This is a genomic window from Ruegeria sp. (assembly GCF_028066395.1).
Classification (GTDB): domain Bacteria; phylum Pseudomonadota; class Alphaproteobacteria; order Rhodobacterales; family Rhodobacteraceae; genus Ruegeria.
On the sequence record NZ_JALCBM010000096.1, the window covers coordinates 1 to 10,294 of the forward strand.

The 10,294-nt window shown below is 57.0% G+C and carries 12 protein-coding genes; 7 read left to right on the forward strand and 5 right to left on the reverse strand.

The genetic code is table 11. The features are described from left to right. Positions 1–85 precede the first annotated feature (85 nt). From MPJ51_RS20230 to MPJ51_RS20240, 3 genes are all read left to right on the forward strand, one after another. Positions 86–1,660 (forward strand): lysine--tRNA ligase, encoded by a 1,575-nt coding sequence (locus MPJ51_RS20230; protein WP_298390620.1) that lies wholly within the window; start codon positions 86–88, stop codon positions 1,658–1,660. Between the two features lie 48 nt (positions 1,661–1,708). Continuing rightward, on the forward strand, positions 1,709–2,110 hold the full coding sequence (locus tag MPJ51_RS20235) for a DUF4864 domain-containing protein (protein ID WP_298390622.1): 402 nt from the start codon (positions 1,709–1,711) through the stop codon (positions 2,108–2,110). 131 nt (positions 2,111–2,241) lie between these two features. After that, positions 2,242–4,527, forward strand: coding sequence for a glycosyl hydrolase family 28-related protein (locus tag MPJ51_RS20240; RefSeq protein ID WP_298390624.1), 2,286 nt, complete (start codon positions 2,242–2,244; stop codon positions 4,525–4,527). Between the two features lie 34 nt (positions 4,528–4,561). Here the strand turns inward: MPJ51_RS20240 and MPJ51_RS20245 are convergent, their stop codons facing one another. After that, the gene (locus tag MPJ51_RS20245) at positions 4,562–5,224 is read right to left on the reverse strand and encodes a hypothetical protein (RefSeq protein ID WP_298390626.1); all 663 of its coding nucleotides are present in this window, start codon (positions 5,222–5,224) and stop codon (positions 4,562–4,564) included. A 150-nt stretch (positions 5,225–5,374) separates the two neighbouring features. Between MPJ51_RS20245 and MPJ51_RS20250 the strand changes: the two genes are divergently transcribed. From MPJ51_RS20250 to MPJ51_RS20260, 3 genes are all read left to right on the forward strand, one after another. Then, complete coding sequence (locus MPJ51_RS20250) at positions 5,375–5,701, forward strand: antibiotic biosynthesis monooxygenase family protein (RefSeq protein WP_298390628.1); 327 nt, start codon at positions 5,375–5,377, stop codon at positions 5,699–5,701. Between the two features lie 66 nt (positions 5,702–5,767). Then, positions 5,768–6,175: a universal stress protein gene (locus tag MPJ51_RS20255; RefSeq protein ID WP_298390630.1), complete on the forward strand. Its 408-nt coding sequence runs from the start codon at positions 5,768–5,770 to the stop codon at positions 6,173–6,175. 48 nt (positions 6,176–6,223) lie between these two features. Further along, the gene (locus tag MPJ51_RS20260; protein WP_298390632.1) at positions 6,224–6,676 is read left to right on the forward strand and encodes an excalibur calcium-binding domain-containing protein; all 453 of its coding nucleotides are present in this window, start codon (positions 6,224–6,226) and stop codon (positions 6,674–6,676) included. Here the strand turns inward: MPJ51_RS20260 and MPJ51_RS20265 are convergent. Further along, positions 6,673–7,200, reverse strand: coding sequence for a hypothetical protein (locus MPJ51_RS20265; RefSeq protein WP_298390634.1), 528 nt, complete (start codon positions 7,198–7,200; stop codon positions 6,673–6,675). The genes MPJ51_RS20260 and MPJ51_RS20265 overlap by 4 nt on opposite strands. Positions 7,201–7,423: 223 nt before the next feature. On the opposite strand from MPJ51_RS20265, the gene MPJ51_RS20270 reads away from it, so the two are divergent. Further along, complete coding sequence (locus MPJ51_RS20270) at positions 7,424–7,714, forward strand: hypothetical protein (protein WP_298390636.1); 291 nt, start codon at positions 7,424–7,426, stop codon at positions 7,712–7,714. Between the two features lie 420 nt (positions 7,715–8,134). Here MPJ51_RS20270 and MPJ51_RS20275 read toward each other — a convergent pair whose 3' ends face one another. From MPJ51_RS20275 to MPJ51_RS20285, 3 genes are all read right to left on the reverse strand, one after another. After that, positions 8,135–8,524: a hypothetical protein gene (locus tag MPJ51_RS20275; protein WP_298390638.1), complete on the reverse strand. Its 390-nt coding sequence runs from the start codon at positions 8,522–8,524 to the stop codon at positions 8,135–8,137. Further along, a complete protein-coding gene (locus MPJ51_RS20280) occupies positions 8,517–9,194 on the reverse strand; it encodes a hypothetical protein (protein WP_298390640.1) in 678 nt (225 codons plus the stop codon). The genes MPJ51_RS20275 and MPJ51_RS20280 overlap by 8 nt, the downstream gene beginning before the upstream one ends. A gap of 56 nt (positions 9,195–9,250) precedes the next feature. Continuing rightward, positions 9,251–10,294 (reverse strand): helicase-related protein (locus tag MPJ51_RS20285; protein WP_298390642.1); only part of this gene is annotated, 1,044 nt, incomplete at its 5' end.

Sequence of the window (10,294 nt, forward strand, 5' to 3'; positions counted from 1 at the left end):
CATTGACTCATGCTGCACCAGCACAATAGGAGGGGCCGGGCCGGTTGCATGGGGTGATCGGCACCTATCCTGATGGAGCAAATCAATGTCTGAACTGCGTGAAACCGCGATGGCGTCCAAGGCCTGGCCTTTTGAAGAGGCGCGGCGGGTGCTCAAACGCTACAGACAGGGTGCTCCGGAAAAGGGGTATGTGCTGTTCGAGACCGGCTATGGCCCCTCGGGCCTGCCGCATATCGGCACGTTTGGTGAGGTGGCGCGGACCACGATGGTCATGCGCGCGTTCGAGGCGATCTCGGACATCCCGACCAAGCTGATCTGTTTCTCGGACGATCTGGACGGCATGCGCAAGGTGCCCAGCAATGTGCCGAACCCCGAGGCGTTGCAGGATTATCTGCAATGTCCGCTGACATCGGTGCCTGATCCGTTTGGCGAATACCCCAGCTTTGGCGAATACAACAATGCGATGTTGCGCCGGTTTCTGGATACGTTCGGGTTTGAATACGAATTCTATTCGGCGCGCGATTTTTATCGCTCGGGGCAGTTTGATGAAATCCTGAAGCGTGCGGTCGAGCGCTATGACGACATCATGGCGATCATGCTGAAAAGCCTGCGCGAGGAACGTCAGCAGACCTATTCGATCTTCCTGCCGATCCATCCCGAAACCGGCCGGGTTCTGTATGTGCCGATGAAAAAGGTCTGCGCCGAGACCTATACGGTCACCTTCGATGACGAGGACGGCAAGGAATGGACGCTGCCGGTGACGGGCGGCAACGTAAAGCTGCAGTGGAAGCCGGATTTCGGCGCGCGCTGGGCCGCGCTGGGCGTTGATTTTGAGATGTATGGCAAGGAACATGCCACCAACGAAAAGATCTATGACGCGATCTGCCGGGCGTTGGGGGGCCGTGCACCGGAACATTTCAGTTATGAGCTGTTTCTGGACGAAAATGGACAGAAGATTTCCAAGTCGTCCGGCAATGGTGTGTCGATCGATGAATGGCTGACCTATGCGCCGACCGAGTCGCTGGCTTACTTCATGTATCAAAAGCCCAAAACGGCCAAGCGGATGCATTTCGATGTGATCCCGAAAGCTTATGATGAGTATCACCAGCAGTTGCGGGCCTATCCCGGGCAGGAGCTGAAGGCGCAGTTGAACAATCCGGTCTGGCATATCCATGGCGGCGACGTTCCTGAATCCACCCTGATGGTTCCCTTTGCGATGTTGCTGAATCTGGCCTCGGTTTCGGGTGCCGAAGATAAAGAGGCGCTGTGGGGTTTCATCCGTCGCTATGCGCCCGAGGCGACGGCGGAGAGCCATCCCGATCTTGATCAGGCCGCCGGGTTTGCGGTGCGGTACTTCAACGATTTCGTGAAACCGACCCGCCAGCACCGTGCCCCGACCGATCAGGAGCGTGAGGCGCTGGAGGCGTTGAAAGCCGCGCTTGAAACCTATGACGGGCCGATTGAGGATGAGGCGCTGCAGTCGGTGGTCTATTCCATCGGGCGTGAGCGGTTCGATCCGATGCGCGGCTGGTTCACGGCGCTGTATGAGGTGCTGCTGGGGGCCTCGCAGGGCCCTCGGTTCGGTGGGTTCATCGCGCTTTATGGTGTGGCCGAGACCATTGCGTTGATCGACAAGGCGCTGGCCGGAGAGCTGGTCTGATTTGACCTGATACCACATGGGGCTATCCTTCGTTCAGGAGGTGGCCCCATGCGTCGTTTACTGCTTGCCCTGTCCCTGTGCGCCGGTCTGGCGCAGGGTGCGTTCGCCCAACACGCCGAGATCGAGGCCAATATCGCGGCGCAGATACAAGCTTTCAAGGCGGATGATTTTGCCACCGCCTTTACCTTTGCCAGCCCCAATATTCAGACCTTGTTCGGCACGCCCGAGAATTTCGGTACGATGGTGCGCAATGGCTATCCGATGGTCTGGCGGCCTGCGGATGTGCGGTTTCTGGAACTGCGCGAGGTCGCGGGTGCGCTATGGCAGAAAGTCATGATCGTGGATGGTAACGGGCGCATCTATATTCTGGACTATCAGATGGTGCGCCAGAACGACGGCTGGAAAATCAACGGCGTGCAGCTGCTGGGCAATTCCGACCCCGCGGTCTGAGGCAACACCACCGTCACGGTGAGATGAGCGGCGGTTAATCCCTTTTCGGTACTCAGTCCTTCGCGCTTGGGCAATGGCCCGGGCCCTGGGTTTTGGCGCGCGTTCTGGGCGCGATTGGGAAAGGGATTTCTATGAACAAGGCAATCACCGACGGCATCGTGTTCATGCCACCTGCATTCGCGGATGGGCTGGGTGTCTGGTCCAGTGGCGATGGAACGCCCGGATCGCCCACCTATGATGGGTCAGGTTCGGGCGTTTTTGTGCCAGCAGACGCGGATTTTGGTGGCTGTCTTGAGATTTTCAAAACCAACGTCACGCAACAACTGCGTTATATGGGTCAGACGATTTTGCTGCCGGGCTGCTATCTTCAGGTCAAGGCGCGGGTCAAGGCGATCAGCGGCCCGCTGCCATCTGTGCGTATCGCAGGTTGGGCAGGCGGTGCGGGTGACGCGCATGTCAGCGGTGTGGTCGAACAGGGACCGGCGACCCAACTGACAGGTTACGGCACGGTTGAGGAAATCACTGCCATCATCGGCACAGGACGTCGGGATGGCGTTGACATGTCCTGGGGTCCCACCGCCCTTTATGGCCATTTCGGGCTGGATATCGAGGGCCCGAACGGCGCCGTCGTGCGGGTTGATGATATCGAGATCACCGATATCACCTCGGTCTTTTTGCGCGACATGATCGGCCTTGTGGACGTGCGCGATTTCGGTGCGATCGGCGATGGCGTAGCCGATGACGCCGCAGCGTTCGAGGCGGCGGATCAGGCCGCGAATGGTCGGCGGGTGTACGTGCCAGAGGGTCAGTTTCTGCTGAACCAGAACACCAGCCTGGCGTCTGAGGTCACGTTCGACGGCACGGTGACGATGCCGGATGACCGGATGCTGTTGTTGACCAAGAACTTCGATCTGCCGACCTATATCTCGGCCTTCGGGGACGAGGCGCTGGCGTTCAAAAAGGCGTTTCAGGCATTGCTGAACAATTCGGACCATGAATCGCTGGATATGGGCGGGCGCAAGGTTGCGGTCTCTGAGCCGATCGACATGCAGGCAGCCGTTCCCAATCGCACCAGCTATGCCACCCGCCGGGTGATCCGCAACGGGCAGTTCGATGTTAAAAGCAGCTCGGCCTGGGATACCGAGACCTTCACCTCGGTCGCGACCTATGATCCTATTGACCCCTACAAGCTGACCAATGTGGCGAATGTGGCGAATATTCCCGTCGGATCACTGATCACCGGCAGCGGGGTCGGGCGCGAAACCTATGTGCGGTCCAAGGATGACGCGGCGGGCGAGATCACGCTGAACGCGCCGATCTATGATGCGGCGGGAACGCAAAGCTTTACGTTCACCGCGTTCAAATACCTGCTGGATTTCAGCGGCTTCAGCTCGGTGCAGAAATTCGGCATGGAAGATATCGAGTTTCAGTGCAACACCCGCTGCAGCGCCATTCGTCTGGCCCCGGCGGGCAACACTTTTGTGCTGAAGAACTGTTTCATCAGCCGCCCGCTGGATCGCGGCGTGACCTCGATCGGGGCGGGCTGTCAGGGGATGCTGATTGATGGCTGTCAGTTCCTGTCCTCGGAAGAGGGGCTGGATGTGTCGCAGCGCAGTTCCATCGCGGTGAATTCCAACGCCAATGACATCAAGTTGCGCCATAACCGTGCCACCCGGTTCCATCACTTTGCCGTTGTGGGCGGGGACAACAACCTTGTGCTGGGCAACCATTTTTTTCAGGGCGACAGCGTGCCCAATGGCGTGCGCAATGCGGGGTTGGTGATGATCGGCGGCTATAACAGTTCGTCCATCGCCGAGAATTATGTGGACAATTGTTTCATCCAATGGACCAATGAACGCGACCCGTCGCCGGATTTCACCGCTGGCTATTCGTTCAGCGCGCTGAGTGTCACCGACAACATCTTTTATTCCAGCAACGTTGCCCCCTGGTTCAGCTATTTCGTGATCCGCCCCTATGGCAGCGGTCATTTCCTGAACGGGCTGACGGTGACCGGGAACAAATTCCGCGTGAACGCGACCAATATCGACCGGGTCGAGCGGGTGGATACAACCTTCGCGGACCTCAATAACGAGCGTTATGTCAACGTCACCTTCCAGAACAACACCTATCACGGGATTGGCGCCCATACGCAGAACCCGCTGCGGGTGCGCCATACCCAGAATTCGGCATCGTCAGCCTGGACAGTGGGGTCGCAGGGGCAATTGCCCTTTGGCGGCAAAGCGCGGGCCTGTGATGCGGTTGTGGCTTTCGGGCCGCTGAGGACAGTACTGAACACCACCCGCTACACCGCGCCCTACGCCGAGGTGCGGCAGGGAACCAATCAGGATGCAATTCGCCTGCGCTGGGGCGAGTCGCTGAAGGGTTCGGCCTGGGTGACGATGCGGGTCGAGAACTGATCCAATCGCGCTGGCCGTTGGGGCGGCCAGCGCGTCAATACGTGCTCCACAATGCGAATTTGATGCCGGTGTTTTCTTGCACGGCATTGCGTTCTACCCCCAGAACCCAGGTGATCTTGCCGGATTTCGGGCGATACATCAGCGAGGGCCGTGCGCTCCAGTAAAACGGGCGGCCCGATGTATAGGATGTCTCGATCTGGATCAACGGATCGATGCGCCGCCCCGAGGACAACCCGGCTGTAAAATCCAGCTTGCGGATCAGCGCATCATGGGTGCGATATTCCAGCGCCGTATCGACCGCGATCCAACCGCCGCCCCATCCGGTCTGAATGCCTTTTCCGTAAGACAGGGTGGCCTTGTAAAGCGCCCAGGCGTCGAGCCCCCGGTGATGTGCACCCGCACCGATTTCCGCCGCAAACCGGCCCGATGATCCGAAATCGGCAAGGGGAAACCGGGCAAAGATCAGGGCGTGCCCGTAAAGATCCTGATGTTCTTCTGCATCGAGCCCAAGCGTCAGTCGCTGCCGAAAACCCCATTCTGAGTAAATCGAGCTTTTGTATTTGAAGGTGCCGTCCGCCTCCTGAAAGGCCGTGACCGAGGCGGCGGTGAAAGCCGTATCCTTTTCACGCAGCCAGGCGCCGGGCCAGACAGGCCCGGACAGCAGGCATAACAGCAGGGTCAGGGCCAGACGTCTCATGCGGGCAGCATCGGCAAGCATGGTTAACGCTTGGTTAGCTTCCTGTTCATTTCTTGGAAAGAATTTGCGCAGACGCCGTTGAAATCGCCAAGGAAACAGGTGGCGTTTCCAAAAGCTGTGTTAGGCTTGGATCAGCAAAGGAGTAGCCAGATGCCAAAGATTTCCAAAAACAGCAGCAGCCAGACCGTTATCACAACCTTCGAGATGACCCCGGGAACCTGTCAGGACCTTCTGGAGGCGCTGACGGATGCTTTCTCCTCGTTCATCTCGAAACAGCCGGGGTTTATCGCCGCCGGGTTGCATGTCAACGATGCGCAGACCCGGATTGCCAATTACTCGCAATGGGAGCGGCGCGAGGATTTTCTGGCCATGCTGCGCACCCCTGAAATGCGCGAACGCAACCGGCGGATCAATGAGCTGTGCAAAAGCTTTGAACCGGTCATGTATGATGTTGCGGAAACATTTGGGGAATCCTGACCTGGATCAAAGCCGTGTGCCCCGGATGAGAACAATGTGAGAGGTGAATTGATGGAGGTGTGAGCCATGTATCACAACATTCTTGTTCCAATTTCCTTTGACCCCGAACGGGACACCTCGGCACCGCTGAAACTGGCGCAGGTTCTGGCCACGCCGGATGCGCAAGTCACGCTGTTGCATGTGGTCGAACATATCCCGGACTATGCGATTTCCTATATGCCGGCCGAATACCTGTCCGAGACCCGCAAGGCCATCCAGGTGGAACTGGACACTCTGGCAGCCCAGATTCCCAATGCTCAAGGGGTGGTGATCGAGGGGCATTCCGGGCGCACGATTCTGGACTGGACCGAGGCCAACAAGCCGGACCTGATCATCATGGCCTCGCACCGGCCAGGGATGCAGGATCTGCTGCTGGGATCGACGGCAACCCATGTCGTCCGCCACGCCAAATGTGCGGTGCATGTGGTGCGCTGATCACAGCGTCATATGGTGCCGAAACAGGTGGCAATATGACGAACGGCCATGGCTTTGCCACATATGGCTGCTAACCCGTCTGAGATGACGGATAAGGACTCGCAATCTGAAGACAAGCAGATGACGCGGCGCAACGCCCGGCGTCATCGCCGTGCGGACGCTCTGCGCAGGCGGGCGTTGTCCCCGGTGCGCATCCTTTTGATGGTGCTGGCCTTGCCCGCGACCACTGCGATCATCGCGGTTGGCGTCTATCTGAGGGTGACGGATTATGAACGTGATGAGGCGATCATCCATTTGATCGCGCTGGGCGGATGTGACGTGGTTCAGGCCATGGGCTTCGGCCCGTTTCGCAAGGGCGACCCGGGGTATCACCCCCGCAACGACCCGGACGGCAACGGGGTGACGTGCGGCAGTTTCGTGCAAAAGGGCACCCAACGGGCAGAACCCGTGCAACCTGCGCCCCAACGCACGGTGGGCGGCGCGAAGTTCATTCGCCCCTAGGTGCCGGGTCTCACCCGCAATGCGGTTCTGAGATCCTCGATGGCGCTGATCTGCGATCGGGACAACTGCTCACCAGCCAGCGGCATCAAAATATCCTGCAACTGGTTCCACGACTGACCCCCATCAATCTTCCTCAAACGCCGCCCCAGACGCGGCACGGCATCGCGTGGGCCATTGCATTGGGTCATGAGCCAGCGCCCCAGAACCTCCATCTCATGCGCTTCTTCTTCCAAGCATTTTAGCCTTGTCCGCAATAGAACATGCAGTTTCTGCCGCTGTTCGGCAGTCGGCAAATCATCGAGTTCGATGAAAGATTGCGCGATGGCGCAAATCGCGATGCGTGTGTCATCAATACCTTCGACAGGATGGGCATTGGCGACCCTGCGGAACGCCAGTTTACGCGGAGCATTCTGGATCGTGGTGGCGACATCATGGGCGGTGTTAAGCGCCTCTCTCGGGTTGTTGCGTATCCACCACCAAATCGCACCGCCAACTGCGGTCAGGATGAGCATGATAATCGGCAAATCTATGGTCTCCGGTCTAAATTTCTGAGCGGGATGTTTTCCAGTTTCACCGTGGATTGCAACCTTGAGGTTCTGTTTGCAGGGTCAGGATGATGCGTCTGGTTGAAAGTGATGCAAACACGCCGTGTCAATATGAGATTCCCGATTGTCGTGCTAAGCTGCGCGCGGCGGGGCTGCTCTGGTCGCGCCGTATGGCAATTTCGCCAGACGAGGGAGTAAATTTATGTTTGCACGTATTACACAATACAAAATGAAGCCCGGCACGCGTGAGGCGGCGACGGCGAAAATGAATGAATTGAAATCCCAAATCATGGGGATGCCCGGCATACATTGCTTTACCAATGTGATGAACGAGGATGGGTCGGGCTATGTGATCTCGGTTGTCGAGAGCGAGGAGACCTCGAACGCGAATGCGCCCAAAGTGGCTGAGCTGTGGGGCCATTTCGCCGAGTTCATGGAAGGGCCGCCGACACCGGTTGGATATGACGTGGTTGCGCATTGGGATAAGGGGTGAATGATCGGGCGGGGTTATCCCCGCCCGTATTTTGGGGTCGTAGAATTCTGAGTTTTCTTATCAGACCATGATACCCGACAAAACTTATCAACTAATTGTTTTTATTGCATTTTTAATTGACATCCATCTGGTGCTTCATATACCCGGCTCATAACGAGTTCACAGGAACCCAGCAGCTCGCAAGCCATCGTAAGCCACAGCAAGCAAAAGCCAGCCTCGCGCCAGCAACAGCAAGCCCTAGCCAACGACAGTCAGCCCCAAGCAAGTCATCGCACGCCAGAGCAAGGCACCGAGCTGAATTCGTTTGATCTTCCGGATAGTTGATGTGGTCGAAGTAGGATGGGTGATTTTACCCATCATTGCGTGGCGAGTGGGCAAGATGGGTGCGAGCACCCTTCTTACGCTTGCTGAAGACGGATTTTATAAAGTTCTAAACTTCGACCTGTTCTCAGGTAGTTGAAACAGTCCGCTTTTTACCGTGGATCTTTGCAGTAGGACTTTATCCCAGTGCCACAAAATTGCAGCGGCCTGCTCTCCGACCTTTCTCTTTTGCAGCGATGGGGCGAGGTAAAATGCTACGACATTGTTTCTCAAAATAGCGGCTCTTTCGGCTTTCTTTTTACTGTTTTGAAGGTCTTTTGAAACGACAATCCAATCGCTGCCAAGTCTATTGAAGTAGTCAATGTCAGAAATGTTCTTCGGAAAAACATCCCGCAGTGCGAAGGCCTCATGACTGTCAACTTTGATCAGTTCATGAAGCGACCGAGCAATGCAAGGTGGCATGTTATGGTCAAAAAGTACCTTAACCATTTGCCTCGTCTAAACTGCGCTCGAACTTAATGCACTTTCGAATTAGTTTTTCCGGCACTTCATAAATCTTTGAAAGATAACCTGTGTCGTTAAACTCAACATATTCCTTGTAGATTGTGCCTGTCGAAATTCCGAATTCATCTAAAATTGGATCACCAAAATGACGCGTAGGGTCCAAGACTACATCGGCGTGATTTCGCGGTCGCCACCTTGCTACCACTTCTCCGTCGTACTCGAGATCATTTAGGGACTGTGAAATGATGTCCTTAAAGACCTTTTGACCGGGTCTTTTTTTCGAAAGACTTACGTATTCCCCGTCGTTTTCAATTGCTTCCATAAGGATCTCGGAGCCATCAGTTTTGAATGATTGAGACGCCAACGGTCTCTCAATGCCAAACTTGTCTTGGGCAAACGAAATTGCGAACCTGATAGACTGTAGAGATATATTTGCGTTTCGCATCGCCGCAACGACACGAACTTCAATCAAATCCAAGAAACTTATCTCGTTAATGTCATCATCCAAGAACTGATAATGTGCATTCCAAAGTGGTAGGTGTGGTCCACTGCCGCGTGTCCAACGCAGGACTTGCTGCACATTGGCTCCAACCAATCGTGCTGCTTCCCTTGGTGTATAAACACCTTGTCCTAGTATCGCGTGGTCAAGCGGCATCAGTGTCCTCCTGTAGGTTATCTAGCTCGGAATTCGCTACAGGGGAATCCGGTAAATTATCTTTTCCGCCGCTTCACATTCCCACCCCGCTGCCCCGGCCTGCCAGCCGTTGACCGTCCGCGCGATTTCACCGCGTCTTCCGAGGCTTTCTCGACCGCCCATTGGCGCGCCATGGGGTCGTCGGCCACCGCCAGATCAACCGCTTCCAGACGTTTGATCTCATCCCGGATGTTGGCGGCCTCTTCGAATTCCAGGTTCTCGGCGGCTTTGCGCATCTGATCGCGCAACCCGTCCAGATGGGCCTCAAGGTTCGCGCCGTGCATCGGTTTGTCGATGGTGGCGGTGACGCGGTTCATGTCGACGTCGCCCTCATAAAGCCCGGCCAGAACGTCCTCGACATTCTTTTTCACCGTCTCCGGCGTGATGCCGTGTTCTTCGTTGTAGGCGATCTGCTTGGCGCGGCGGCGGTTGGTCTCATTGAGCGCGCGCTCCATGCTGCCGGTGATCTTGTCGGCATACATGATCACCCGGCCATCGGCGTTGCGCGCGGCGCGGCCGATGGTTTGCACCAGAGAGGTTTCGGAGCGCAAAAAGCCCTCTTTATCCGCGTCCAGAATGGCGACCAGCCCGCATTCGGGAATGTCGAGCCCCTCGCGCAGCAGGTTGATGCCGACCAGCACGTCAAACGCCCCCAACCGCAGGTCGCGCAGGATTTCGATGCGTTCCAGCGTGTCGATGTCCGAATGCATGTAGCGCACCTTGATGCCCTGTTCGTGCAGGTATTCGGTCAGGTCCTCGGCCATGCGTTTGGTCAGCGTTGTGACCAGCGTACGGTAGCCATTGGCGGCGACCTTGCGCACCTCGTCCAGCAGGTCGTCCACCTGCATGGATACCGGGCGGATTTCGACCTCGGGGTCCAGCAGGCCGGTGGGGCGGATCACCTGTTCGGTGAAGACGCCGCCGGTTTGCTCGATCTCCCACTTCGCAGGCGTCGCTGAGACAAAGACGGATTGCGGGCGCATGGCGTCCCATTCCTCGAACTTGAGGGGGCGGTTGTCCATGCAGGACGGCAGGCGGAACCCGTGTTCGGCCAGCGTGAA